Annotated in this window: 19 protein-coding genes and 1 tRNA gene; 8 read left to right on the top strand and 12 right to left on the bottom strand. The window is 70.2% G+C overall.

Annotated elements, in window-relative coordinates:
• Positions 1 to 15 precede the first annotated feature (15 nt).
• The 4 genes from EPO51_RS03970 to EPO51_RS03955 form a co-directional block, all read right to left on the bottom strand.
• Entirely contained in the window at positions 16 to 807 is a 792-nt protein-coding gene (locus tag EPO51_RS03970) for a tryptophan 2,3-dioxygenase (RefSeq protein ID WP_293346187.1), read from the bottom strand.
• Between the two features lie 55 nt (positions 808 to 862).
• Positions 863 to 1,312: a DUF3617 domain-containing protein gene (locus EPO51_RS03965; RefSeq protein WP_293346185.1), complete on the bottom strand. Its 450-nt coding sequence runs from the start codon at positions 1,310 to 1,312 to the stop codon at positions 863 to 865.
• A gap of 61 nt (positions 1,313 to 1,373) precedes the next feature.
• Positions 1,374 to 2,462, bottom strand: a complete 1,089-nt coding sequence (locus tag EPO51_RS03960) for a 2OG-Fe(II) oxygenase (RefSeq protein WP_293346183.1) — start codon at positions 2,460 to 2,462, stop codon at positions 1,374 to 1,376.
• A complete protein-coding gene (locus EPO51_RS03955; RefSeq protein ID WP_293346181.1) occupies positions 2,459 to 3,505 on the bottom strand; it encodes a 2OG-Fe(II) oxygenase in 1,047 nt (348 codons plus the stop codon). Before EPO51_RS03955 ends, EPO51_RS03960 begins: the two co-directional genes overlap by 4 nt.
• Before the next feature lie 175 nt (positions 3,506 to 3,680).
• Here EPO51_RS03955 and gyrA point away from each other — a divergent pair, with 175 nt between their 5' ends.
• The 7 genes from gyrA to tgt all read left to right on the top strand — a co-directional run bounded on the left by gyrA (position 3,681) and on the right by tgt (position 11,188).
• Positions 3,681 to 6,470, top strand: a complete 2,790-nt coding sequence (gene gyrA / locus EPO51_RS03950) for a DNA gyrase subunit A (RefSeq protein WP_293346179.1) — start codon at positions 3,681 to 3,683, stop codon at positions 6,468 to 6,470.
• A gap of 135 nt (positions 6,471 to 6,605) precedes the next feature.
• A complete protein-coding gene (coaD, locus tag EPO51_RS03945; protein WP_293346177.1) occupies positions 6,606 to 7,100 on the top strand; it encodes a pantetheine-phosphate adenylyltransferase in 495 nt (164 codons plus the stop codon).
• Between the two features lie 40 nt (positions 7,101 to 7,140).
• Entirely contained in the window at positions 7,141 to 8,010 is an 870-nt protein-coding gene (locus tag EPO51_RS03940; RefSeq protein ID WP_293346175.1) for a peptidylprolyl isomerase, read from the top strand.
• Positions 8,007 to 8,471, top strand: coding sequence for a peptidylprolyl isomerase (locus EPO51_RS03935; RefSeq protein ID WP_293346173.1), 465 nt, complete (start codon positions 8,007 to 8,009; stop codon positions 8,469 to 8,471). Before EPO51_RS03940 ends, EPO51_RS03935 begins: the two co-directional genes overlap by 4 nt.
• A 12-nt stretch (positions 8,472 to 8,483) precedes the next feature.
• Entirely contained in the window at positions 8,484 to 8,942 is a 459-nt protein-coding gene (locus EPO51_RS03930; RefSeq protein WP_293346171.1) for a hypothetical protein, read from the top strand.
• A gap of 36 nt (positions 8,943 to 8,978) precedes the next feature.
• Positions 8,979 to 10,055, top strand: a complete 1,077-nt coding sequence (queA, locus tag EPO51_RS03925; protein ID WP_293346205.1) for a tRNA preQ1(34) S-adenosylmethionine ribosyltransferase-isomerase QueA — start codon at positions 8,979 to 8,981, stop codon at positions 10,053 to 10,055.
• On the top strand, positions 10,055 to 11,188 hold the full coding sequence (gene tgt, locus EPO51_RS03920) for a tRNA guanosine(34) transglycosylase Tgt (RefSeq protein ID WP_293346169.1): 1,134 nt from the start codon (positions 10,055 to 10,057) through the stop codon (positions 11,186 to 11,188). The genes queA and tgt overlap by 1 nt, the downstream gene beginning before the upstream one ends.
• On the opposite strand, the gene EPO51_RS03915 is transcribed toward tgt, so the two are convergent.
• On the bottom strand, positions 11,163 to 11,849 hold the full coding sequence (locus tag EPO51_RS03915; protein ID WP_293346167.1) for a hypothetical protein: 687 nt from the start codon (positions 11,847 to 11,849) through the stop codon (positions 11,163 to 11,165). The two genes, tgt and EPO51_RS03915, sit on opposite strands and share 26 nt — an antisense overlap.
• A 129-nt stretch (positions 11,850 to 11,978) precedes the next feature.
• Between EPO51_RS03915 and EPO51_RS03910 the strand changes: the two genes are divergently transcribed.
• Positions 11,979 to 12,053, top strand: a tRNA-Lys gene (locus EPO51_RS03910).
• Between the two features lie 363 nt (positions 12,054 to 12,416).
• Here EPO51_RS03910 and EPO51_RS03905 read toward each other — a convergent pair.
• From EPO51_RS03905 to EPO51_RS03875, 7 genes are all read right to left on the bottom strand, one after another.
• Complete coding sequence (locus EPO51_RS03905; protein WP_293346165.1) at positions 12,417 to 12,746, bottom strand: hypothetical protein; 330 nt, start codon at positions 12,744 to 12,746, stop codon at positions 12,417 to 12,419.
• A gap of 52 nt (positions 12,747 to 12,798) precedes the next feature.
• Positions 12,799 to 14,091, bottom strand: coding sequence for a type II and III secretion system protein family protein (locus EPO51_RS03900; protein WP_293346163.1), 1,293 nt, complete (start codon positions 14,089 to 14,091; stop codon positions 12,799 to 12,801).
• Between the two features lie 308 nt (positions 14,092 to 14,399).
• Positions 14,400 to 14,858: a hypothetical protein gene (locus EPO51_RS03895; protein WP_293346161.1), complete on the bottom strand. Its 459-nt coding sequence runs from the start codon at positions 14,856 to 14,858 to the stop codon at positions 14,400 to 14,402.
• Between the two features lie 98 nt (positions 14,859 to 14,956).
• Positions 14,957 to 16,612, bottom strand: coding sequence for a glycosyltransferase family 4 protein (locus tag EPO51_RS03890; RefSeq protein WP_293346159.1), 1,656 nt, complete (start codon positions 16,610 to 16,612; stop codon positions 14,957 to 14,959).
• Positions 16,613 to 16,643: 31 nt separating this feature from the next.
• Positions 16,644 to 19,790, bottom strand: a complete 3,147-nt coding sequence (locus EPO51_RS03885) for a CHAT domain-containing protein (RefSeq protein ID WP_293346157.1) — start codon at positions 19,788 to 19,790, stop codon at positions 16,644 to 16,646.
• Positions 19,787 to 23,473 carry a two-partner secretion domain-containing protein gene (locus EPO51_RS03880; protein WP_293346155.1) on the bottom strand — a complete coding sequence of 1,229 codons (3,687 nt, stop codon included), beginning with the start codon at positions 23,471 to 23,473 and terminating at the stop codon, positions 19,787 to 19,789. The genes EPO51_RS03885 and EPO51_RS03880 overlap by 4 nt, the downstream gene beginning before the upstream one ends.
• Positions 23,474 to 23,490: 17 nt before the next feature.
• Positions 23,491 to 25,200, bottom strand: coding sequence for a ShlB/FhaC/HecB family hemolysin secretion/activation protein (locus tag EPO51_RS03875; protein WP_293346153.1), 1,710 nt, complete (start codon positions 25,198 to 25,200; stop codon positions 23,491 to 23,493).
• Between the last annotated feature and the right edge of the window lie 314 nt (positions 25,201 to 25,514).

Here is a 25,514-nt window from a genome sequence, read left to right as displayed (position 1 = left end):
TTTTGATTCAAGGGTTTAAAGTCGGGTCCTGAGCGTCCAGAGCTCGGGGAAGCAGCGGCGTTGCAGGGTGCGTTGCAGGTAGCCCGCGCCGTCGCTGCCGCCGGTGCCGCGCTTGCCGCCGATGATCCGCTCGACGGTCAGCACATGCTTGTGCCGCCAGGTCAGCAGGGCGTCGTCCAGGTCCACCAGCTTTTCGGCCAGCTGGTAGAGCTCCCAGTAGCGCTTGGTGTCCCGATAGACCGCCAGCCAGGCGTCCTCGACCGCGGGCGAAGGCTCGTAGGGCAGGGTGACGTCGCGCTGCAGCACCTCGGCCGGCACATGGAGGTCGTGGGCGGCCAGCCGCTGGATGGCGTCGTCGTAGAGGCTGGGCGCTTCCAGCGCGGCCTTCAGCGTCTCCAGGGCCTCGCTGCCCTCGTCCTGGAAGGACAGGAAGGACGCGTCCTTCAGCCCGAGCATGTATTCGAGGGTGCGGAATTGCCACGACTGGAAGCCCGAGCTGGTTCCCAGCCCGCCTCGGAAGCTGAGGTAGTCGGCCGGCGTCATGGTCGCCAGGACGTCCCACGACAGGGTCATGATCGTCTGGATGCGCGAGACCCGGGCCAGCGCCTTGTAGGCCGGCTCGACCTCCTGGGAGCGGATCAGGCGCTTGGCCAGCCGCACCTCGTGGATGATCTCCTTGAGCCACAGCTCCTTCGTCTGGTGGATGATGATGAAGAGCAGCTCGTCGTGGCGGTCGCTGGTGGGGTGCTGGGCGGTGAGCAGGCGCTCCAGGCCCAGGTAGCTGGCATAGGTGGTGGTGTTGGTCATCTTGCGGCGAGGGAAGCCGGCTGGCCGGCCAAGTCAAGCGGCGGCCTGGCCTCGGCTACTTCTTGTCGTCCGGCTTGGGCTCCGGCGGCGGGCAGGTGTCTCCGATCCGCCGGGCTTCGGTCGAGGCCTTCCCGGCGATGTCCAGGCCCAGGAATTCGGTGGCGATCTCGGCGGTCAGGTCGAAGCTGGTGGGCGTGTAGCTCCCCGAGCCCTGGACGGCGACCTTATGGCCCTTCTTGCTGACGCAAGAGCCCTTCAGGGTGATCTTGCCGCCGGAGAACACCTTGGTCGGATAGCTGCAGGCGTAGTGCCGGTTCGACGGGCCGCCCATGAACTTCTCGACGTCCGCGGGGGTGATGCACCGCTTCTCGGTCGAACTCTGCCTGATCGGCGAGAGGAGCTTGTTGGTCGATTCCCAATAGCCGGGCTGGATCAGCGGCGCGGCCACAGCCGCCGGCGCCGCGGCGCCCAGTGCGATCAGGAGAAGGGGGAGGGCTCTCATCATGGACGATCGATTTTAAGGCTGATTCCGGCGCGAGCGTGACGTGCGCGGGATGAACCTCGGCTTAGCGATCCCCGGCAGCCCTCGCAGGGGCCGAATCCAGGAACCCGATGTTTCGGTCGCGGATGCGCTGACCCTCCTCGTCGTAGAAGAAGGGCAGGAAGGCGTAGCGGCGGCCGCGCGTGACCGGCGTGGCTTCGTGCAGGAGGTTGCAGGCGAACACCACGGCGCCGCCGGTCGGCGGCCGGTAGGTGCGCGGGCCGAATTCAGGGAAGCGCAGGTCGCCGCCGTCGAATTCCTCGCTGTTGAGGTTGATCGAGCAGGCGAAGCGACGGTGTGCCGTGGCCAGGGCCTCGTTGTCGCGATGGGGCCTGAAGAACCCGCCCTCCGTCGCGTCGTAGCAGGAGACCAGGTAGCGCTCGATGCGCGTGGGCCGGAATTGATAGGCGCGCCCGATCATCGGGAGGACGGTGCGAGCGATGCGCTCCTTGATCTCCGCGCGCAGCGCCTGGTCGTTCTCCAGGTTCACGTCGCGCCGGCTCTTCATGCCGTCCAGCACGCCCACCGTGCGGCCGTCGATGTCGCGCATGACGCCGGAGCGCAGGCCGCCTCGCGCCTCGTAGATGTCGATCAATCGGCGGCAGAACTCGGGTTCGAACACGCGCGGGACGATCAGCACGGGCGCCACCAGGACCATTCCCGGGTAGGCGTCCAGCGGCGGCAGGCCCGCAGCGATGCGCGCGAGCAACGCCTCGGGCCGGTCGATCGGCGCGCGGTCCAGCAGGCGAAGCGCCGGATCCAGCAGGAGCCATACCGCCTCGTCCTGGCCGAGCTGGAGCTGGCGCGCGACGGCCCCCTCGGGGTCGAAAAGCCAGCGCTGGCCGGGCGTCTGGTCCGCGGGGATCTCCGGCCCGTCCGGATGGCTGGCCACGAAGAACGCCGTCAGGAAGCGGTCGTCGAACAGAGGGCGGACGGATGCGAACGCCGCCAGCGCCGCGTCGCGTCGGGCCGCCTCGCGCGGCATGAACGCCAGCAGCACGTAGCGGCCGGCGACGGTGCTGAAGTGGTAGTTCGGGTTGGTGCGCGAGGCGGCCTTGAACTCCGGCACGAGCTCGCCGGTGGTCAGCGGTGGCAGGGTCCAGCGGCCGCTCATGCCGGCGCGCCTTCGGCGGGGGTCGGGGTGGCGGTACGGTCGCGATACGCCTGCAGCACGGCCTGGCCCGCCTCGTCGTAGAGGAACGGCAGGAAGGCGTAGCGTCGACCGTGCGTGACCGGCGTGGCTTCGTGCATGAGAGCGCACGAGAACACCACCGCGCCGCCCGTCGGCGGGCGATAGGTGGCCCGGCCGTATTCGGCGAAGCGCAGGTCGCCCCCCTCGAATCCCGAGTTCAGGTTGATCGAGCAGGCGAACTTGCGGTGGGCGGTGCCCTGGGTGGTGTTGTCCCGATGTGGATGGAAGACCGCGCCGTCGGCGGCGTCGTAGCAGCTCACCAGGTAGCGTTCGATCCGGGTCGGCTGGAAGCCCAGGCCACGGAACATCATCGGATAGAGCCGGCGCTCCAGCCGCTCGCGGATCGCCGCCTGCAGCTCCGGATCGTCGATCCAGATGTCGCGGCGCTTCTTGAGCTCGTCCATCACCGCCACCGTGCGGTCGCCGGCGTCGCGCATCACGCCTGTGAACTGGCCGCCATCGGCCTCGTGCAGGGCGATCAGCGCCTCGCAGAACTCGGGTTCGAACACGCCGCCCACGGTGAGCACCGGCGCGTGCAGCGGCACGCCGGCATGGTCGCCGGGCGCGGGAAGGGCGGCGACGCGGGCGAACATCTCGTCGGCGGCGTCGATGGACGCGCTGGCCAGCACGCGCTGCGCCGGGTCCAGCAGCAGCCAGTGGGGCTCCGGGCCGTAGCGTTCGGTGATCGCGCCGGTGGCGTCGTGCATCCACCTCAGACCGCGCACGTCACGCACGCCGTCGCGCATCGCGGGGTCGCGGAACACCACGAAGGCGCAGGCCTTTGCGTCGTCGAACAGCCCCTGGTGCGCGGCTAGCGCCCTGACGGCCGCAAGGCGCGGCTCCGGCTCCGACGGCAGGAAGGCGAGCAGCACGTAGCGGCCCGCGGCGGTGTCGAAGGCGAACTCGGGATTGGAGGGCGTCCAGGCGATGAACCAGGGCGCGTTTTGGCCAAGCTTAAGCGGCATGAGCGCCAAACTAGAGCGTCTGCCCGCGCAGGTCACGGGGCGCCCTGCCGCAGGCCGCTGCTCCCCGCGCGTACGCGTGTGCGCACGTGCGTACGCGTGAAGTGGCGCTAGGGGCTTCAGGATGGTAACTGGAGTCCCCATCTAACAGTTCGATTCGAACGGCGATTTTCTTCCCTTGACCGACAGCACCGACCACCTCCCTCCCGAACACGGGCCCGGGGGCATCGCCCCTATCGCCATCGAGGACGAGCTGAAGCGCTCGTACCTCGACTACGCCATGAGCGTGATCGTCAGCCGTGCGCTGCCGGACGTGCGCGACGGGCTGAAACCCGTGCATCGGCGGATCCTGTTCTCGATGGGCGAGCAGGGCCACACGCCCGATCGCTCCTACGTGAAATCGGCCCGCGTGGTCGGTGACGTGATGGGCAAGTATCACCCGCACGGCGACGTCGCGATCTACGACACCTTGGTGCGCCTGGCGCAGCCGTTCTCGATGAGCCTGCTGCTGATCGATGGCCAGGGAAACTTCGGCTCGGTGGACAACGATCCGCCGGCGGCCATGCGCTACACCGAAAGCCGCATGACCCGGGCCGCCATGGCGATCCTGGCGGACCTCGACAAGGACACGGTCGACTTCAAGGACAACTACGACGGCTCCGAGCAGGAGCCGGTGGTGCTGCCCTCGCGCATCCCGAACCTGCTGGTCAACGGCGCCGGCGGCATCGCCGTCGGCATGGCCACCAACATCCCGCCGCATAACCTGGGCGAAGTGGTCGACGCCTGCTTGGCCTATATCGACGATCCCGAGATCGGCCTGGACGCGCTGCTGGACATCGTGCCCGGCCCGGATTTCCCGACCGGCGGGCAGATCGTCGGCCGCACCGGCCCGCGCACCGCCCTGATGACCGGCCGTGGCTCGGTGATCATGCGCGGCATCGCCAATGTCGAGGAGATCCGCAAGGATCGCGAAGCGATCATCATCACTGCGATCCCGTACCAGCTCAACAAGTCCGCGCTGGTCGAGCGGATCGCCGAACTGGTCCGCGAGAAGCGCATCGAAGGCATCTCCGACCTTCGCGACGAGTCCGATCGTCAGGGCATGCGCATCGTGATCGAGATGAAGCGCGACGCCTCGGCCGACGTGCTGCTGAACCAACTCTACCGCTTCACGCCGCTGCAGACCTCGTTCGGCGTCAACATGCTGGCGCTGAATCGCGGGCGGCCCGAGCAGATGGGCCTGCGCGACATGATCACCGCCTTCGTGGATTTCCGCGAAGAGGTGGTGGTCCGCCGCACGAAGTTCGAACTGGGCAAGGCGCGCGACCGCGGCCACGTCTTGGTGGGCCTGGCCATCGCCGTGGCCAACATCGACGAGTTCATCCACATCATCCGCTCGTCGAAGGACCCGACCGAGGCGCGCGAGCGGTTGGTGGCTAAGGACTGGCCCGCGGGCGACATGCTGCCCCTGGTCGAGCTGATCGCCGATCCGCGTACGCTCGTCATCGGCGGCAACGAGATCCGGCTGACCGACGAACAGGCGCGCGCCATCCTGGCGCTGACCCTGTCGCGCCTGACCGGCCTGGGCCGTGACGAGATCTTCGGCGAGGCGCGCGAGCTGGCTCAGACCATCCAGGGCCACCTGGAGATCCTGGCGTCGCGCGAGAAGATCATGGGCATCGTGCGCGAGGAGCTGGTGGCCGTGCGCGACGCCTTCGCCGTGCCGCGGCGCACCGAGATCATCGACGGCGACGCCGATGTCGAGGACGAGGACCTCATCGCGCGCGAGGACATGGTCATCACCGTCACCCACGGCGGCTACGTCAAGCGCACCCCGCTCAGCCTCTACCGGACCCAGCACCGGGGCGGAAAAGGCCGGTCGGGCATGGCGACCAAGGAAGAAGACGCCGTCACCCGGGTCTTCTCCGCCAACACCCACACGCCGATGCTGTTCTTCTCGAGCGGGGGCAAGGCCTACCAGCTCAAGGTCTGGCGCCTGCCGGTGGGCACGCCCACATCGCGCGGCAAGGCCTTCGTGAACCTGCTGCCGATCGAGCCCGGCGAAAGCATCACCTCGATCCTGCCGCTGCCCGAGGACGAGGCGACCTGGGACCAGTACGACGTGATGTTCTCCACCCGCTCCGGCGGCGTGCGGCGCAACAAGCTCAGCGACTTCATCGGGATCAAGCGCAACGGCAAGATCGCCATGAAGCTGGACGAGGGCGACTCGATCATCGGCGTCGGCGTCTGCAACGCCGAGCAGAACGACATTCTGCTGACCACGGCGCTGGGCCGCTGCATCCGTTTCGCGACGGAAGAGGTCCGCGTCTTCGCCGGCCGCGACTCCACCGGCGTCCGCGGGATCCGGCTGGCCGAGGGCGACAGCGTCATCTCCATGGCCATCCTGCGCGCCGTGCCGGCCAGCCCGGCCGAGCGCACCGCCTACCTCAAGCACGCCAAACTCATGCGCGCGGCCACTGACGGCGAGGACGGCGACGAGGCGACGGCGGTCGAGGAGGACGATGGCGAGGGCGGCGACGATCAGGTCAGCCTGACGCCCGAGCGCATCGCCCAGCTGGGCGCGGCCGAGGAGATCATCCTCACGGTCTCGACCGAAGGCTTCGGCAAGCGGACCTCGGCCTACGAGTTCCGCCGCACCGGACGCGGCGGCCAGGGCTTGCTGGCCCAGGACCTCACCAAGAAGGGCGGCCGCCTGGCGGCGTCGTTCCCGGTGGACGAGGCGGACGAGATCCTGCTGGTCACCGACCAGGGCCAGCTCATCCGCACGCGGGTCGGCCAGGTGCGCCTGGCGGGCCGCAACACCCAGGGCGTCACCATCTTCCGCACCAGCGCCAACGAGCACGTGGTGTCGGTGGAACGGCTGGCGGACCAGGGCGGGGACGACATAGAGATCGAGGCTCCCGAGACGGACGCGTCGGAGGGCGAGGGCGAGGCGGGCGCGGAATAGTCCGCAGCGCCCAACGCGGCTCGCTATCGTGGGTTTCGCGTCCGACCCTCACGGAGCGGAACGTCGATTTTCCCTTGCCAGAACCGCGCCTGGCGGCGAAAGGGCGAAACGGTTGAGTTGGGGGACCCTTAGCGCATGACCCGCGTCGGCCTTTACCCGGGTACGTTCGACCCCATCCACAACGGCCACACCGATATCATGGGCCGCGCCGCAAAGCTGGTGGACCGCCTGGTCATCGGCGTTGCGATCAACGCCGGAAAGGGGCCGCTGTTCTCGCTGGAGGAACGCGTCGACATCGTCGAGGAGGCGGTGGCGCCGCTGCGCAACCAGTGCGAAATCATCGTCCAGCCGTTCGAGGGGCTCACCATGCACTTCGCGCGCGAGGTGGGAGCTAGCGTCATCGTTCGGGGCCTGCGCGCGGTGGCCGACTTCGAGTTCGAATTCCAGATGACCGCGATGAACCAGCAGTTGGACCGCGACATAGAAACCGTCTTCTTCATGGCCGATCCCCGCCACCAGGCCATCGCCTCGAAGCTGGTGAAGGAGATCGCCGTGCTGGGCGGCGAGGTCGGCAAGTTCGTCAGCCCCTCGGTGAAGGCCCGCCTGATGGAAAAGGTGGGCCGCGCCTAATCGCTGGCGGAGCGGCGGCGTCCTCGCTACGAGAGGCGCCATGACGTTGAAGACCGTTCTGCTCGCCGCGGCGTTCGCGGCCCTCGCCACCACGGCCTCCGCCCAGAAGAAGGCCCCGGCGCCAGCGGTCCCCGCCGCGCCCGCGGCGCCCGCCGCCGCCGACTGGCGCGTCCCCAAGGCTGAGGATGTGCTGGTGATCGACACCAACAAGGGCCGGATCATCGTGGAGATGGTCCCCGAGGTCGCGCCGCTCTGGACCGCGCGGATGCGCGAGCTGGCGCTGGAGCACTTCTACGACGGCCAGACCTTTTTCCGGGTCATTGAAGACTTTATGGACCAGACCGGCGACCCGGAGAACCGCGGCACCGGCGGCTCGACCAAGCCGAACGTCAAGGCCGAGTTCCTGTTCCGGCGCGGCCCCGAGACGCCCTTCGTCCTGGCCGTGGACCAGGCCGTGGCCGAGGTGGGCTTCATCAAGTCGCTGCCGGTGACCACCCAGTCGATGATGCTGGCGCCCATGACCCGCGACGGGAAGATCTCGGGCTACGGGTTGTTCTGCCCCGGCGTCGGTGGCGCGGCGCGAGGCCAGGAGGACGACTCGGCCAACAGCCAATTCTTCCTGATGCGGGCCAACTATCCGCAGCTGGAGCGCCGCTACACCGCCTGGGGCCGCGTGATCGCCGGCCAGGACGTGGTCAAGGCCATCAAGGTGGGCGAGCCCGTGGCCGACCCGCAGGACAAGATGGAACGGGTGCGCCTGCTGAGCGATATCCCGGAAAAGGACCGGCCGAAGATCCGCGTGATCGATCCGGCCGGTAAGTGGTTCAAGGCCGAGATCGCCCGCGCCCAGGCTGCGGCCGGCGCGAATTTCACGGCCTGTGACGTGAACATCCCTGTCGAGGTGAAATGATGGACGCCGAAAACACCCTTCTGCTGGAGCTGGAAACCGGCCCCGTGACGATCAAGCTGCGGCCCGACCTGGCGCCCCAGCACGTGGCGCGGATCAAGCAGCTGGCCCGCGAGGGCTTCTATGACGGCGTGGTCTTCCACCGCGTGATTCCGGGCTTCATGGCCCAGGGCGGCGACCCCACGGGTACGGGCACCAGCGGCTCGGACAAGCCCAACCTGCCGGCCGAGTTCTCCAAGGAGCCGCATGTGCGCGGGGTTTGCTCCATGGCCCGCACCGCCAATCCGAACTCGGCCAACAGCCAGTTCTTCATCTGCTTCGACGACGCCCGCTTCCTGGACGGCCAGTACACCGTCTGGGGCGAGGTGACCGAGGGCATGGAGCACATCGACTCGCTGCCCAAGGGCGAGCCGCCGCGCAACCCCGGCAAGATCGTCTCGGCCAAGGTCGCCGCGGACGCTTAGAGCGCGGCGGCGATGGCGCCCCGGCTCAAGGTGTTCGTGACGTCGGACGGCCTCACCGACTACGTCGTGGCGGCCAGTTCGAAGCCCAAGGCGCTGGCCGCCTGGGGCAGTCACCAGGACCTGTTCAAGACCGGCCTCGCCCACCAGACCGACGACCCCGCCCTGGTGAAGGCGGCGACCGCGCAACCCGGCGAAGTGCTTCGCCGGGCCGCGGGTTCGCGCGCCACGCTCGAGAAGCTGAAACCGGCGAAGGCCGCGAAGGCGAGGCCGGCCGGGCCCTCGAAGGCGGCCCTGAAGAAGGTGGCCGACGCCGAGGCCAAGCTGGCGGCGGCCGACGCCGAGCAGGCGCGCGAGCTGGCCGAGTTGGACGCCCGCCGCGCGGCGCTGCAGGCGAAGCACGCCAAGGCCCGCGCGCGGCTCGAGGCGGCGTTGGCCAAGGCCCGCCGCGCTATGGGCCAGCCCCAAGCTTGACGCGCGCCGCATCGCGTGCGCTTCACCTCGCCCTTCATGCAACTCGCCGACTTCGATTTCCATCTGCCCGAGGAGCGGATCGCCCTGCGTCCCGCAAGCCCGCGGGACTCCGCGCGCCTGCTGCTGGTCGAACCGGGGGCGCCGCTGCGCGACCTGCAGGTGCGCGACCTGCCGGGCCTGCTGCGGGCCGGCGACGTGTTGGTGGTCAACGACACCCGGGTGATCCCCGCGCGGCTGAAGGGCTTCCGCCTCCGCGGCGAGAGCCGGATCGCCGTCGAGGCGACCCTGCACCAGCCGCGGTCCGGCCACGTTTGGACCGCCTTCATGCGGCCGGGCAAGAAGCTTGCGGTCGGCGACCGGCTGGTGTTCGGCGAGAGTGACGACCGAGCCTGCTTCCTCGGGAGCCTTGACGCCACCGTCGAGGCCAAGGGCGAGGGGGGCGAGGTCACCATCGCCTTCGACCTCTCCGGCCCGGACCTGATGGCGGCCATCGCCGAGCGCGGGATGATGCCGCTGCCGCCTTACATCGCCGCCAAGCGGGGCGAGGACGAGCAGGACCGCACCGACTACCAGACCGTCTATGCCGCCGAGGACGGCTCGGTGGCCGCGCCGACCGCCGGGCTGCATTTCACCCCCGAGCTGCTGGCGAGGCTGGCGGACATGGGCGTCGGACTGGAGCGGGTGACGCTCCATGTCGGCGCGGGCACCTTCCTGCCGGTGAAAACCGAGGACCTCTCCGACCACAAGATGCACGCCGAGTGGGGCGAGATCGACGCCGAGACCGCCCAGCGGCTGAACGCCGCCCGCGCCGCCGGCGGCCGCATCGTCTGCGTCGGCACCACCTCGCTGCGCCTGTTGGAGAGCGCCGCCGATCCGCATGGGACGATCCGGCCATTCTGCGCCGAGACGGCGATCTTCATCACCCCGGGCTACCGGTTCCGGGCCGCGGATGGGCTGATGACCAACTTCCACCTGCCGAAATCGACGCTGTTCATGCTGGTCTCGGCCTTCGCGGGCTTCGACACCATGCGTGCGGCCTACGCCCACGCGATCGCCATTGGATACCGGTTCTATTCCTACGGCGACTCCAGCCTGCTCTGGCGGGCCGCCTGATGGCGGGGTTCCCGTTCACGATCGCGGCCACGGACGGCAAGGCGCGCACCGGGGTGCTCGCCACGCCGCGCGGCGAGATCCGCACGCCCGCCTTCATGCCGGTGGGCACGGCCGGGACGGTCAAGGCGCTGACCGTGGACCAGGTGGCCGCCACCGGCGCCGACATCCTGCTGGGCAACACCTATCACCTGATGCTGCGGCCCACGGCGGAGCGGGTGAAGCGGCTGGGCGGCCTGCACCGGTTCATGCGTTGGGAGAAGCCGATCCTGACCGACTCGGGCGGCTTCCAGGTGATGTCGCTGTCGAAGATCTCCAAGGTCACCGAGGAATCGGTCACCTTCCAGAGCCACATCGACGGCAGCCGCCACGCGCTGTCGCCAGAGCGGTCGATGGAGATCCAGGCCGATCTGCTGGGCTCGGACATCGTCATGCAACTGGACGAACTGGTCGCCCTGCCGGCGCCGCCCGAGCGGGCCGCCGACGCCATGCGCCGCTCTGCGCGCTGGGGACAACGTTCGAAGAACGCGTTCGGCGAACGAGATGTGCAAAACCTGTTCGGCATCCAGCAGGGCGGATTGGACCCGGCTCTCCGCCGGGAGTCGGCCGACCGGCTGCGGGAGATCGGCTTCGACGGCTACGCCATCGGCGGGTTAGCGGTAGGCGAGGGGCACCAGGCCATGTGCGAGGCTCTGGACTTCGCGCCTGCCATGTTGCCCGTGGAGCGGCCGCGCTACCTGATGGGCGTGGGCAAGCCGATCGACATCGTCGAGGCGGTCTATCGCGGGGTCGACATGTTCGACTGTGTCCTGCCCACCCGCTCGGGCCGCCATGGCCAGGCCTGGACCTGGGAGGGGCCGGTCAACCTGAAGAACGCCCGCTTCGCCGAGGATGACGCGCCGCTGGATCCCTCCAGCGATGTCCCGGCCAGCCGCGACTATTCCAAGGCCTATCTGCACCACCTCGTGAAGGCGGAGGAGATTCTGGGCCAGGTGCTGCTGTCCTGGCACAACCTGGCCTTCTTCCAGGCCCTGATGGCCGAGATGCGCGCCGCCATCGCGGCCGGGACCATGGAGGCGTTCCGCACTGCCTTCGCGGCGCGGCAGCGCCCTAGCGGACCGGGTACTTCGGCGTAAGCGCGCTCTTGGCCGGCGGGCGTTGCGGCCCCGTGGCCGCAGCCTGCTTCAACGCCGCCCGCTCGTGCGAGGGCGTGGCCGGCGGGGTGCATCCCTTGGATTCGCCCAGCCCCTTCAGATAGGCCCGCCGGACGTTGCCGGCGATGATCGCCGACTGGACGAGCCGATCGTGGGCCTCTGCGCCGGAGAGCCTCCGCACGAAGCCGCGGAACGGGATAGCGTCCGCGGCCAGGTCGCCCGCCACGCCCAGGGCGGTGGACTTGCCGCGATCCATCAGGTTCTCGTCGCCGACCGGCACGCGATCCAGGTCCGGCCCCAATGCCTCGTCCAGCGGCCGGATCAAGCCGATCAGGGCGGCGCACTTGAAGGCGCGCGGGGGGCGGGCATAGGGGTCGTCGAGGGCCTGCAGCAGGATCTCAGGAATCTTGGCCCTGACGACGTTGAGGTCGCGCAGCGGGGTGGTGGCCGCGCCCTGGACGCTCTCGCGCTTGAGCTGGTCCGAAGTCTTCATCTGGTTCGCGGGATCCGGCGGCGGCGGAGGCGGCGGGAGTGGCGCGGCCTTGGCCGGCGGGGTCCGGGTGGTCTGTCGGGTCTGCCCCGAGGCCGATCCGGCCAGCCCGACGATGACGGCGACGATCAGGCAGAGGTCTTTCGAGCGCATGAAGTCCACAATACGCCGAGCTGTGGCGCTGTTAAGGCTTGGGCTGCGAAAGCCGGTTTGACTTTCGCCCGCCGCCCTCTAGGTTCCGCCCGCTTCGCCCCGGGCGCCCGATAGGGAGGCTCGCGTCGAGGGCCGGTAGCTCAGTGGTAGAGCATTCGACTTTTAATCGAATGGTCGTGAGTTCGAACCTCACCCGGCCTACCAACCCGAAATGGGTTGTAAAACAGGGCGCTGCGACCTTTTTCTGAGGCCGACTGCCGAAACTGCCGAAAAGCATATATCTTGAGATTTTACTGGGTCTTATCGCGATCTCTTCGCGATGTGGGCTGGCGACGGATCGAACGCGTGGATGAACCGCCAGACCGGACGCTGGGCTGCCAGCATGAAGCCGGCGAGGGCGAGTCGGAAGGGGTTGTCGAAGCTCATCAGGATGAGGACGAAGGTCGCCAATAGGGGCCACATCCACAGGGCGGTAAGGTTAATGGATCGCATGTCCGGAGTTGGACACAGGATCCGCGCGGCGCCAAGCGGACTCGTTTAGCTCCCGCAGCCACGGCCCAGAGCTGGCTATTCCACGATCGGCAGCGCCGTCGCCCGCGCCGGCTTGCCGGCCAGATGTACGATCTGAGCCTCGCCACGCGGGCTCCGCTGGGGCGCCCATTGCGTGCGGATGAGGATGCGGCTGGGCGCCGCCTGGGCGCCGCGCCGGGGCGGGGTCAGCCTCAATACGCACTCCACGTCCGCGACCTCCGAGCCCGGCGCGGCGGCGACGCATTCCGAGGCCTGTGGCGGCGCGCGGAGCGGGCCGGGCGGGGTCAGCACGCGAATCGGCTGGGCGGAGGCGGCGCCGGCGGCCGCCAGGGCCGCGGCGACCAGTGCGAAGGTCGAAAAGCTCATGGACCGCTCCTCCACGCTGCAGGCGTCGAGAAAGCTTACACGAGTCGGCCGCTCAGGCGCGGCTCCGCAGGGCCGAGGTGAAACGCGACGCCGCGTGCTTGATCCAGCGGACCGGTGGGCGGAAGGCCTCCCGCACCTCGGCCACGAAGGCGCGGAGCGGCGGTCCACGCGGCGCAGAGGCCGACCTCGGCATGCGCGGCGGGTCGATGGTCGGAGAGACCGGCTCAGCTTCCGCCAGCAAACTGGGCTGGCCGGCGGGCGACGACGAGGCCTGGACGCCTATCCGGGGCGTGACCAGGATCGCCAGCTCGCGATGCGCTTCTTTCTTGCGCACGGCTCGGAGCACCGGGGCCAGCGCCGGCCCGATGATCGGGATCCTGCCCAGGAAGGGCGTCGCACTGGTGTTGTTCTCGCTGGAATCCTCGAACAGTCCCGCGATGAGGAAGGTCTCGCCGTCCCGCAGGTCCGCGGTCGTAATGGCGCGTCGCATCTTGAGGCCCGGCACGGTGACGCCCACGAGGCGCAGCGCCACCGACGGGTCGACTTCGCTGAGTTCGGCGTCCAGGCCGACGCGGATCAGCCCGTTCTCCTGCACGACCGGCTTGAAGGTCATCGCCGCGCCATACGGGCGGAACTCGATGGTGACGTTCCCGTCGTCGGCCGGGACTGGGAAAGGGAACTCGCCCCCGGAGCGGAAGGAGGCGGTCTCGCCGGACAGCGCGATCAGGGACGGCTGGGCGACCACCCGCAGCTCGCCCCGGTCTTCCAGGGCGCGGACGGCGGCGTCGAGCCGCAGGCCGCCGGCGCGGGCGTTGAGCTGGGCGACGCCGAACGGCGTATCCGCCCCGGCGGATGCGCCGCCGATGGCTATGGTGAGGTTCGGATCGTTGGTGATCGACACCGCCGTGCCGATATCCTTCAACCCGCGCGAACTGACCTCCATGATGCGAACCTGGAGCAGCACCTGGCTTGACCGGGCGTGCAGGCGTGAGATCACGGCGTCGGGCGCGACGCGCTGGGCCAGGGTCTCGGCGATGGCGGCGACGGATGGGCTCGACACCTCGCCTTCGAGCAACAGGCTGGAGGACAGGCCCTTCACGGTGATCGGTTCGCCCGGCAGGGCGTCGGCCAGCAGGTCGCGCAGCGCCTGGGCGTCGTAGCCGACCTGCACGTCCACGCTCTGCGAGAGCCGGCCCTGGCGATCGTAGACGAGCAGATTGGTCGCGCCCGGCTGGCTCCCGATCACGTAGAGTCGGTTGGGGCCGGCGGTCGCCACCTGCACGGTCTCCGGCTGGCTGACCACGACCCTGCCCACAGGCCCGTCCGCCCGCAGGCCGACGGCCATGTCCAGAGGAGCTTCGACCGTAGCCGCGGCGGTGGGCTCGCTCGAGAGTTCCTGCGCCGAAACTCCGGAAACCCCGACCGCGCAGGCGCACGCCATCGCGCCTGCAAGCGCGCCGGGGAGCACACGTCGAAGGCCTCGCATCGCAGTGGCGATAGCGCGGTGGAGCTTCATCCGCGGCAGAACGCCACACGCGGCCTTCAATTAGGCCTAACGAACATGCTTGCCGAGAGGTTACCGGCGGCCAACGAAAAGGGCCGGCGGGCGCTTTCGCGGTCCGTCGGCCCCGTCGCCCCGCCGTAAGGCGGATGTCAGTCGTTCGAGGCGGCGCCCTTGGTCAGGTAGGCGTCCAGGGCCTGGCGCGCGACGGCCTTGCAGCCGCTGGATTCCGCGGTGCGGACGATGTCGTCCAGCGTGGTCAGGCTTTCGATGGCCGGGCAGATGCCACCGCGGCGCGCCCCGAAGGTGCGGCCTTGCGGCGGCGGCTCGACGAGGGCGCGCAGGGTCTCGAAGCGGGCCGCGTCGGCCGAGGCCACGCGGGCGCCGGGAATGGTCGCGCCGGCGGCGCCGCCACGCAGGGTCGTGACCTCGCCCGAGGCGCGCATCACGGTCAGCGTCTTGCCCGCGCCCAGCGGCACCTTGGCGCCCGCGTCGAAGGCCTGGCCGCGCTTGATGGCCGGATCGGTCGAGTTCACCACAAGGTAGTCGCTGGCCGCGGCGGCTCCGCCGAACGCGAGTGAAAGAGCAACCCCAATCAGTAGTTTACGCATTTAGTTCACCCCCGAAGGACGACGTTGGATCGAGCACGTGTCAGGCGCAGGACTACCACATGGGAGCACTGAACGGTACCTAACCATGACTGTTGAACTCAAGTACGCGACGTTCCGCCGCGCAGACGCACAAGCCCGAACTTGGCCAGCCACAAGATCCCGCGCTCCACGAAGGGACGTCGCTCCGGCGGAGCCTGCGCCAGCAGGGCGCTGACGGTGCGCGGGCCGGTGGCGAGCGAGGCCAGGATCGCTTCGGCCTCCGCGAGGCTCGGCAGGCGCGCCGCGTCCCGGCGGACGGACGGTCCCTCAAGCAGCTCCGCCGCCTCGCCCGGCGCAAGGGCGCGGGCCAGGGCGATCGTGTCGCCGGCGCCCAGCGCCGCGGTGGGATAGGCCTGGAACATGCGGAATGGGTCGGGGCGGTAGGGGTTCTCCAGCCCCGGCTGCTCGGGCGCGGCCTGGCGGCGGCGGCGCAACTCCTGCCAGAGCGCCTGGTATTGCGGGATCACGCCCCGCCAGTCGAAGACCTCCCGCGCGCGCGTCTGTCCCGCCTCGCCCATCCGGCGGCGCAGTTCGGTGTCCGCGAAGAGGGTGACCAGGGCGTCCGCGGCGTCGGCGACATCGACGGCGGTGAACAGGGCCGCGGAGCCGGCGTAGTCGTCGTAGGCCATCAGCCGCTGGGCGTAGGCATAGACGAGGTCCGAACCCAGGCCGGGACGCGGCGCCGTCGTGCGGATGCGGAAGCCATCGACCCCGTGGCGCACCGTGTCGCGGTAGCCGTCCCAGTCGCTGACCACGCAGGGCAGGCCGGCGGCCATGGCTTCGACCGGCGTCAGGCCGAAGGTCTCCTGGATGTTGTCCGACAGGGACAGGAAGACGTCGGCCGCCGAGAGGATCTCGTCGCGCCCGACCGAAGAGACGTGTTCCACGAAGTGAATCTCCACGTCGGGAGAGAACGCGGCGGCGGCCTCCCGGAAGGCGTCTTCGTCCGCGCCACGCCGGGCGCCGCCGTACACGATCCAATGGACGGGGAGGCCCAGCCGCCGCGAAGCCTCCTGCAAGGCCATGCCCATCGGGCCGGGATGCATCTTGGCGGAGACGCTGAAGCGGCCGACGAACAGGGCGGCCGGCGCATCCTCGGGGATGCCGAGCTGCTCGCGCCAGCGCCGGCGCGTCTGGGGATCCGTGCGGAAGTCGTCGGGATGGATCCCCAGTGGAATCGTCACCAGCTGCGCGGGCGGGATGCGGGTCGCGCCGAAGCGGTCCTGCAGGTATATGGCGACCGATTCCAGAAGCGTTTCCACTGACTTGCGGGTGGAAGCTGATGTACAGATCAGCGCATCCCAGGGCTCGAGGGGCGCCAGCAGCAGCGCGCCGATCTCGTCCAGGATGTCGTTCTCTGCAATGGTGTGGGTGACGCCGGTGATCGAATAGGCGTGCCCGCCGAAGGCGCGCCGGGCCCAGGCTTCGTCCTTCAGCTCCGGGGTCGGGACGTAGAGCGCGCCGGCCTGGGCCAGCCGATCCCGGTCGCCGCGTTCCACCCATTCCACGGGGCGATCGGGCCTGCCGAGCCGCTGCAGGAGGGCCTCCAGCTCTTCCTGATCCTGGCCATGCACGTTCCAGAACCAGAAGCGGTCGACGTCGGCGTACCGCAGGAAACCGCGCAGGAAGCCCTCGCCGGCCGAGTTGCGCCCCATGGGCCGCGGGATCGCGGCGTCATAAGGCTCGGAGCTAAGCTGGATCGCGGCGTTCGCCATGGCGGCTCCGGGACGCCCGCGGGCCCGCCGGTCAGCGGTCCGCGGTCTGGGGCGCGGCGCCGGGCATAGGCCGCGAACCGTCGCCGACGATGGTGAAGGGCGCCCAGAAGTAAGGGTGCGACCACTGCTGGCTTTGCTGCAGCGCCACCTGCGCCTTGGTCAGGGCGCCGGCCTGGCTGGTCGCCGTGGCCGAGAACATCCCGGTCATCAGCCGCACCGTGGCCACCGAGTCCACCGACCAGTGCGAGACGATCAGCGAACGGCCGCCCGCGTAGATCACCGCCCGGGTCAGGCCGCCCAGGGCCTCGCCGCCGCCTTGCAGGCCGCTGGTGGAGGCTTCGCCGCCAGCGCCGCCGGTGTCGCAGGCCGACAGCACGACCAGGTCGGCGTCCAGCTTGAGGTCGAGGATCTCGCTGGCGTCGAGCAGACCGTCCGAATCGCCCGCGCCCAGCGAGGTCATCAGCGCCGGCTCTGGCAGGCAGGCCGACGGCTGCGGCAGCAGGCCGTGGGTGGCGAAATAAAGCACCTTGTAGTCCGACAGGTCCTTGCGGGCCTTGACGGTGTCGTCGGTGAAGGCCGCGCCGACGACGATCTGTTCGCCCTGCGCGCCGGCGATGCTGGCGCCGACCTGACGGACCTCGTCGGCGGTGTCGGGCAGGGCGGGCATCTGCAGCAGCGCCAGGCGGGTGTTCTCGCAGATGTTGCTGAGGTCGCGCTCGGTGCGCAGACTCACGGACCGGCGCACGACCGAGGCATAGGCCCGCTTGTCCGAGCGCCCCGGCGTCGCCGGATCGGCGAACCCCAGGAAGCTCTGCCGGGCCCTGGACGGCGCGAAGGCCCGGGACTGCATGAACGAAGCGGCCGACAGCACCAGGGCGGAGTCCACCTTGGCGCCAAGCCACGCCACCTGGCGGTAGTCCGGGTCGGCGCCGGGCGTGGTGCTGGCCAGCAAGGCCGACGGGTCGGCGGTGACCAGTGCGCCCACCGGCAGCGAGACCAGCCCGCCGTCGGGCTCGTACACGAGGCGTTTGGCGGCCATCACGTCGGTCGCCACCGGGCCGAACAGTTGCTGGAACAGGGTGTAGGACGCGGCGACGTCGAAGGGCGGCAGGGTGTCCTCCGCCTCGAACGGTTCGCGCAGGCGGCGGACGGCGACACCCGCCGTGCCGCGGTTCAGCTCGATCGTGTAGGGCTTTGCCGCCGTCGGTGAGACCAGTAGGCCGTAGCCGCGGCTGTCGAGCAGCAGGATCTTCACATAGACCTCGTCCTTGCCGAGCGCCTTCTGGAGGTCGGCGAGCGAGGCCTGGGACGACACCAGCTGCGCATAGCGCGGATTGGCCGCCAGCAGCTGGTTCTCCAGGGCGTCCGACTGCTCCTGCAGCGTCTTCAGCCGGGCTTCGAGGTCCGTCCGCGCCTCGCCGGCGTAGGTGTTCGCAGCCTGCAGGTTGGCGGCCTGGGCCTCGGTGGCGCGCAGCTCGCGGCGGGTGTCCTCCAGCGCGCGGACCAGGCCGGTCACGGCGCTGTCGCCCGAGGCGACCCGGGCGGCCAGCTTGGAGACCGTCTGGGCGGTGGCGTTCGACACGACGCTGGAGGCGGCGTTGAAGAACCGAGCCTTGTAGCCGTCGGCCCGGGCCGGGTCGGTCCGGATCCGCTTGATCAGGAGGTCGAAATAGGGGGCGGCGTCGTCGGCCGAGGCGCCCAGCGCGCCCCGCTGGGCCTGGAACAGTTCGAAGGCGCGGGCATAGGTGGCCAGCGCAGCGTCTTCCTGCCCGGCCGCCACCTGGGCGCGGCCCAGGTCCAGCATCAGGCCGCCCTCTGCCGCCGTGCCCGCGTGGCGCAGGCGGATGGTGCGGATGGCGTCGTTGTACTTCCCGATGGCCTGGGCCGGCTGGCCGGCGTCCATGTCGATCTCGGCCAGGTCGGCCGCGATGCGGGCGCGCAGCCACACATTGAGCGCCCCGTTCGCCTCGGCGGCGGTCAGGGTGCGGCTGGCGCGGGCCAGGGCGTCGCGGGCGCCGGCGGCGTCGCCCTGCGCGGCGAGGGACGAGCCCATCACCTCCAGCGCCTGGGCGTCCTGCACGGCGAGCCGGTCGGACGTCGATACGCGGCTGCCGCCCATGACGTCGCGGCCCCCGGCGCGATTGTTGAGGGCCGAGGCCAGGTCGCCGCCGATGGCGAGGCCGTCGCCGGACTGGGTGACGGTCGGACCCGTGGCGGCGAGGCCACGGGTCTCGCGCACCTCTTCGCTGGCGCGCAGGGCGGCCTGGGCGGCGGTCACGGCGTCGGCGAACCGGCCGGCGTTGCGCAGGTGCAGCGCGCGGTAGGCGCCCGCCCGGGCGGCCAGCAGCGGATCGCCCGCGGCGGTCACCTGGGCCCCGGCGTCACGGAACAGGCGGTCAGCCTCGGCGAAGCGGCCGTTGTTCGAGACGTTCAGCGCCAGGTTCAGCAGGGCCTCGCCCATCTCGGCGGGCGGCGCGCGGCGGGCTTCGGCGTCGGCCACCAGGGCCTGGAAATCGGTCTCGGCCTGCTCGAAGCGCCACTCGTTGTTCTGGACGTAGGCGCGGGCGCGCAGGCGGGCCGGGTCGGTGGCGGCGGCGGCCTGCGAGCGAGCGAGGCCCCCCGTGGCGCCCCCGAAATCGGCGGCGATCTCGGCGCTTGCCGCAGAGGTCTGCATCTGGCCCGCCGCCGGCGGCTTGGCGGCGCCGGAGACGACCTTGAGGCCCGCTTCCAGCACGTCGGCGATCTGGGCCGCCCCCTCGGCGGCGTAAATCTGGCCGCCCCTGTTAGAGACGTAGGCCAGGTAAGGCGCCTTGCCCGCGGCGCTGCGGCAGGCGCGGCGATTGACCGGCCCCAGGCCGGAGACGGTCTCCGACTTGGCCTCGGCGCATTCGGCGCGGGCGGCGAGGGCGGGCTCCCAGGCGCCGGCGGCGGCCTGAGGCAGGGCGTAGAGCCGGCCGAGGCTGCCTTCCCACCCGCGGCAGCGGATGTTCCAGGCGCGGCGTCCGGCGGCCTGCACCACCGGGTCGTCGTAGTCGCGCACGGCCTGGCAGACGGCGCCCGAGGCTGCGCTCTGGCCCAGGGGGATCAGGTCGGCGCGGGTCTGGGCGCCGGCGGCGGAGGACTGCGCCAACAGCACGATCGCGCCGCCCAGTCCCAGGAGAAGGCTCGTCCGGATCATTTGGTTTGCCTGCGCTTGCGCCAGATTTCTTCGCTCCCCGTGCCGGTGACGACGGGATCGGTGACGATCTCATCCACGGGCGGTTCGGCCACACTCAACAGGACCGGCGGACGGGCCAGGCTCTCCGAGCCCAGGGTGTCGATCGCGCCCGGATCGTCCAGCAGATCGCGCGCGGTCAGCACGCCCGCGTTCATGTCGCCCGATCCGCCGCCGGACGATGGCGATGAAATCACCGGGCAATTGGTGGTTCCAACGTCGCAGGCGTTGAAGCGGTACGCCGCCCCATCGGGCCGGCTTATGGGCTGGCCGTTGGAATCGACGACCGTGAACGTCAGGCCGCTGCCGGCCGCGGACCCGGTGATGACCTGACCGTTGGCGCCCGCGATCGCGCCCCACAGTTCGACGATCCGCGGCGGATCGATGATCAGCGCCGGATTGAACGCGCCGGTGAAATAGAGGCCCGCGGTCCCGCCTGAACCGACCGGCGCGGTGTTCTGCTGCACGGCCTTGCCATCGGACGAGACCTCCAGCCGTCCGGTCGAGACGAAGACCTTGCCGACCTCGTTTCCCAGCGGTGCGGAACCCGCCGGCAGGCCGGCGGCGATGTCTATGGCGCTGATCGGCGTCTCCTGGATCAGGGTGATGAACCGCGGCGACCCGAACAGGATGTCCTGCCGCGCCGCCAGCCGAACCTCGCTGAACGCCCGGATGTTGGTGTACTTGGCTCCGCCCGCGAAGGTCGCCGCGCCCAGGGCGCCGCTGACCAGAATGGACCCCGGCCGCCACGACATGTCGCTGGCGTCGCCGATCCGGATGATCCCGCCGCTGGTATTCGGCGCGACCATGCCCTGGACCAGCGCATTGGCGCCCGACCCGACCAGGAAACTGACGCTGGGGGTGTTGGTGGGGTTGATCGACAGGTCCTGCAGCGTCAGGTCGCCGCGCGCCGTCCCGGTGGTCGAACCGGCGTAGAACCTGGTGACGCCTGACACGCGGAGCTGGCCGAAATCGGCCCCGTCGAAGATGAACCCGCTACCGCCGTCCGCGGTCCCGCCAACGCGCATCGCGCCGCCCTTGGACTCGATCTGGGCATTGGGCGCGGTGAGCGCGCCGGTCAGGTCCAGGTCTCCGGCGACGATGCGGATCGCGTTGACCGCGGTGGTTGCGCCCACCGTCGCCTTGCCGGCGACGTCGAGGATCAGGTTGCGGCCGGCGCTGAGGGGCGCCGTCGACGTGAAGTTGCCAAGGGAAGTTATTGAAAGATCGCGTGGAACGGCGCTTATGGTGGAGCCGAGCGACAGAGACGAGCCCTGGACGATGAGGTCGCGGCCGGTCTTGAAGCTGGCTGTCGTCACGCCGCCGCTGAGCGCCTTCAGCGTCAGATCCTCGCTGGCGGAGACGTTGCCTGCCGTCACCGTGGCGCCGACCAGCGAGACCGAGCCGGAATCCGCCCGCACGTCGGCGACCTTGAGCGCCCCGGCGGCGCTGACAGAGATGTTGCGCACCGCCGTCAGCGCGTTGGTGATCGTGAAGTCGCCGGTGGTGCTGCCCACCGACAGGTCGCGACCCGCCTGTACCGAATCCAGGGTGACGGTGGGCGCTCGCACGGTGGCGTCGCGCGCTGCGGTCACGGAGAACGACCCCGGCGTCGCCTTGATCACCTCCATCGCGGCGTCGCGGCCGGCCAGCACGCCGACGGTCGTCGCACCGGTGACACCGCCGGTCCCCAGGCCCAGCTTCGCGTCGAGGTCGATGGACGTCACCTGGACGACCCGGCCGTTGCCGGCCGCGTCGGTGTTGCCGGCGAAGTCGAAGCCCACGGCGTCGGGCGCCGCGCCGGTCAGGGTGGCGTTGGTCAGCGAGGCCGTGCCGTGGGTGGCCTGGACATAGATGTCGTCGCCGGCCGTCGCGTCGCCGACGATCGCGTCGCCGTTGGTGGCCACTACGTAGAGGTCGCCCGTCGTGGTGACCGCGCCGATCCTGATGCTGGCCGCCTGGCCGAAGACCCTGGGCGCCGTGATGGTCCCGACGTCGACGGCGCCGCGCAGGTCGACGGCGCCGCCCGCCGTCACCGTGTCGATGCGCCCCGAGCCCAGGTTCAGCGTCACGTTCCGCGCCGCGGAGAGCACGACGACGCCCGCCGCGTTGGTGGTCCCGTCGCCGATGGCGATGTCGCGTCCGGCGTTCACCGTCAGCTTCTGCGGGGCGGAGATGGTGTCGATCAGGGCGTCGGTCTTGGCGGTCACCAGGCCTTCGCGGGTTGTGCCTGCGGTGGCCAGGCGCACGTCGCCCTGGGTCGAGTTTACGGTGAGGGCGCCGCCGGCGACGAGGTTGTTGGCCTTGATGTCGGGACCCTGGACGGCGATGTCGCGCGCCGCGACGATGCTACCCAGCTCGATGCTGGCGGTCGCGGCGATCCGCGCGTCGCGCCCGGCGGTGACCGCGGCCACGGCGGTCGGGTCGAACAGACTGGCGATGACGGCCTGATCCAGGGCCTGGTCGAGCGGCGCGAAGCCAAAGCCGTTGCCGTTGCCGTTGCCGCCACCGTCGTCGCCGCAGTCGCTGCGGAGTTCGCAGGGTTGGGCGTCCTCCTCAAGCGTGGGCGGGTCCTTGAGTTCCTCCAGCGGCCGCGCCCAGGGCCGGCCGAACGTCCGGCCGAGGTTGCTGACCCGCAGGTCCCGAGATGCGCTGCCCTTGTTGAGATAGATATCGGTGGCGGAAACCCCATCGAGCGCCGGGCCGGGCAGGCGGTTGGCGATCCCGCCGCCGCCCGACAACACGATGTCGCCGCCGTCGGCTTTGGCGGCCTGCGCCGTGACCATGCCCTCGAGATTGATGATCGCGCTGCCGATCCCCGAGCGGTTCACCGCCGCCAGGAAGACCGCGTTGGCCCGGGTCCCGCCGCCCAGGTCGATCGCCACGCCGGCGTCGCTGCCCGCGCTGGCGTCGGGCACGATGAAGTCCACGAGGTCGAAGTCGCCCCCGGCGCCGGGCGCCATGCGAATCTGGAAGGTCTTGGCCGAACCGTAGAGCACGCTGCCTTCGGTCGCGCTGACCAGGGCGTTGGCCCGCGTCACGATGCTGGGGCCCATCAGGGCCACCATGCCGCCGTGCGCCGTCAGCGTGGCGTTGGCCAGGACCATGATGTTCGAGCCCGCCACGGCGTCGGCCCCGGAGAACGAGAACAGGGTGTTGGAAGGATCCAGAAACCCGGCGGTGTCCACGTTTCCGAGCCCGGCCACGATACTGCCGGCGTCGACCCGGGATCCGCGGCCGAAGATGATGCTGCTCTGGGACGCGAACCAGACGTTGCCGCCATACTCGCCGCCGACCCGGCCCTCGATCGTCCCTTCGATCTTGGATCCCGTGAGGCTGCCGATGCGGTTCAGGACGATCCAGTTACGGGCTCCGAAGTTGAAGCTGACGGTCTCGTCCGGCGTGACGTCGAACGTTGACCAGTTCAGCACCGTGCGCGGCGCGCCCAGGGTGACATCGAGACGAGTGCCGGAGGTGTTGATGGTCGGCGCCACGCCGCCCGCGTTCACCTCGGGGACCGCGCCCGTCGGAAGGGCCTGGGCGAGGCCGGGCAGCAGGGAAAGGCCGCAGAGGGCGCCGCACAGCGCGGTGCGCGCGAAGAGGCGTCGGCGGTTGGTCGGCGGCAAGGCCGTGTGATCGACGGACATCTGGTTTTCCCTCCGCATCACAGAAGGCTGGCCGTGAGTTGGATCAACACGCGGTCGCCCGGGCGCGACGCGCCCGGATTGGTGGCGTGCAGGGGGTGGGCATAGGTGACTTCGAGGTTGGCGCGGTTGAACAAGCGGAAAATCACCCCCGCGCCGACCGAGGTCAGGCTGCGGTCCTTCTGGAGGCCGGTCGCGGCGACGTTGTTGTTCACCACATAACCGGCGTCGAAAAAGGCATACGGAGCCGCCATCACCTTAGGATGCAGCGGCAGCGGTCCGTAGCGGAGCTCGAAGGCGGCGGAGACGCCCTTGTCGCCCAGGAGGGCGGCGGGATCGTAGCCGCGCCCGACCGTCAGCCCGCCCAGCGACATCTGCTCGTAGGGCAGCAGCACGCTGTCGGCGTACTGCGCCTGGGCCCGCACCATGCCGGTCAGGCGATCGCCGATGGCGATGTCGCCGCCGCCCTGGGCCTTCACGACCCAGGCTTCAGGCTTGCCCAACGCGCGGGTGAGGGTGGGATCGCCCGCGTCGCTGCCGCCCAGGATCGACAGACCCTTGCGCAGGGTGAGGCCGCCGGTCAGCAGCACAGGCCGCTGGGAGACCTCGGTACGGTAATCGCCATCGGCGCGGGCGTAGGCCACCCGCAGCTTGTCGCGGCTCAGCAGGCCGAACCCGGCCGCCTTGGTTTCCTGGTCGACGACGTCCAGGCCGCCGGCGAGGTTGAGGTTCCGGGTGCGGCTGCGGATATAGGGATAGGCGACTTCGATGTTGCCGACGATCGACTGGCTCTTCAGGTCCAGCGGCTTCAGGGCCGCGCCCGGGCGGCTCTCGCCATATGTGATCGCGCCCCGCGCCGTCAGGCCCTCGGCGCCGAAGCGCGCGCTCTCGGCCAGTTGCACCAGCCACTGCTCGTTGGAGTCCAGGGTGTGGAAGGCGGTGATCGAGGTGCTTTCGCCATAGGCCGTGTAGCCGGCGAGGTCGCCGCGGGCCAGGCCGCCCCAGCGGCCCACCGACTTGGAGCCGGTATTGGTGACGTTGGCGAAGGCGGCCGGGCCCTCCCTGGCCACGGTCAGGTCGATGTCGACGGCGCCGCGCTCGGCGCTGGTCGACGGACGCACGGCGGCGCGGACCCGCAGGCCCGGCACGTCGGAGGCCAGCAGCAGGTAGCGCTGGGCCTTGGCCATATCGAAGGGCTGCATGCCTCGCAGCTTCTCGGCGTAGCGCTCGACGGCGGCCTGGGCGGGCCCGACATCTCCCCGGACGCGGACATTGACCACGTGGGCCTCGATGACCTCGAGAACCAGCGCGCCGCCGGCGATCCGCTGTTCGGGGATCTCGACCCGGGCCAGGACGCCATTGTCGAAGATGATGCGCGCGGCGTTGTCGCGGATGCGACAGATCACCGAGACCGGCTGCGGCTTGCCCAGATAGTCGGCGTAGGCGGCGCGCAGTTCGGCTTCGCTCACGGCCGTGGCGCGGCGGAAGCTCACCGCGCTCAGCGTCACCTGCACGCCAGAGGTCTCCAGCGGACACGGCCCCGGGGGCTCGGGCGCGAAGGCGCCGGCGCCGCGCGACGGCGGCCGCGAGATGCGGGTGTCGGGGTTCAGCTCGGCGGCGCTCGTACCGGGCGTCGCGACGGGCGGCGCCGGCGCGGGTTGCCCCCAGGATGGCGCGGCCGGCGTCAGCGCCGTCGTCGCCAGCGCCAGCAGACACACCCGAGAGCCCACGCCAACTCGCAGCGCGCTCGCGCGACGCCCTTTCATGCCCCAACCCCCCAAGGTCAAGCTGTCGCTCTTAGCGGTCGTCGAACGCGTTGTTAAGTGGAGACCCTTCCGGAGGGAAAATCGCCGCGGGGCGGGGCGCCGGATGATCGTTTCCCTCGGTTAGCATTCTATTCAGGCTACCGAAGCTCCACTGACACCGCTAAAGATTCGCGCGGTATGCGTGCCGGGGGAGGGCCGATGGGGGAGGGACGAACGTCGCGAGTCATCGGCGCGCTTTGCGCCGCCGCCGTTCTAGGTATCGGCGCACTCGCGATGGG

Origin of the sequence: Phenylobacterium sp., assembly GCF_004297125.1 — a bacterium.
Taxonomy (GTDB): Bacteria; Pseudomonadota; Alphaproteobacteria; order Caulobacterales; family Caulobacteraceae; genus Phenylobacterium.
Note: the sequence above shows the minus strand (reverse complement) of the source record. Positions and strands in the feature narration are given on the sequence as shown.